Below are 783 nucleotides of genomic sequence, written 5' to 3'. Positions count from 1 at the left end.
GCGGCTGAATCAGAGACCTCTTGCATCTGCGTGACCTGTGGAATATGCACCACACAGTGTTCTCCTTCACCAAGATTGGCACGCGTATCTTTACTCTCGCCACTTGGCTTCTTGCCGATTGAAACAACTAAGGTAGGCGGCGCACTGGTTAATGCGTTGAAGAAAGAGAAAGGGGCGAGGTTATAGGTTTCGTCGCTATTTGAATTCTTGGTCAGCACCCACGCAATAGGGCGCGGCACGATCGTTTGGGTGAGAAGGTGGTATATCTCGCCAGAGCTGTGTTCTGAAAGCTTGAGTTGCATACTGTTCCTTACTAAATGCTAGTCCCGTTAAAGTGACTCGGCTACTCGGGCAGCCGAGGAATTAGGGATCGGGTGGGAAATTTAGAGTGCTCAGGTGAACTTTTACAAAAGAAGCGGACATTAGATTAAGCTTATATGTGCTAATAAAACTAAAAATCTGAAGAGGTTGCAACTAGAGTCAAGTGCCTACGTTTGTACAATAAATTCAGGATTTCGCTTATACCGCCAATCAACCCCGAACCGATACAGATCATTGCGACAGGGCTGTCTGGACGAAGACCATATTTTATGGCGACTACATAAAGAACAATTATGAGAAATGTAACCAGGTTCCAATAAATAGATAAGCGCCAATTATTTTCATAATGTAGTGAAGAAGCACAATTGGAGCATCGCAACCTGTTTGGCAGAAGTCTAGGACGGAGTATCACCTTCCAATCAACAACCTCGTAACACTTCGGGCAAACTTTGCCATGGTCAT

The 783-nt window shown here is 45.2% G+C and carries 1 protein-coding gene; it reads right to left on the bottom strand.

Annotation, left to right across the window (positions count from 1 at the left end; genetic code table 11):
• A partial coding sequence (locus A3738_RS07790; RefSeq protein WP_197473690.1) for a flavin reductase family protein occupies positions 1-302 on the bottom strand: 302 nt, incomplete at its 3' end.
• Positions 303-783: the final 481 nt, after the last annotated feature.

Source organism: Oleiphilus sp. HI0066 (assembly GCF_001635725.1).
The sequence above is the reverse complement of the archived record's forward strand: the minus strand, read 5'-3'. Positions and strand labels throughout refer to the sequence as shown.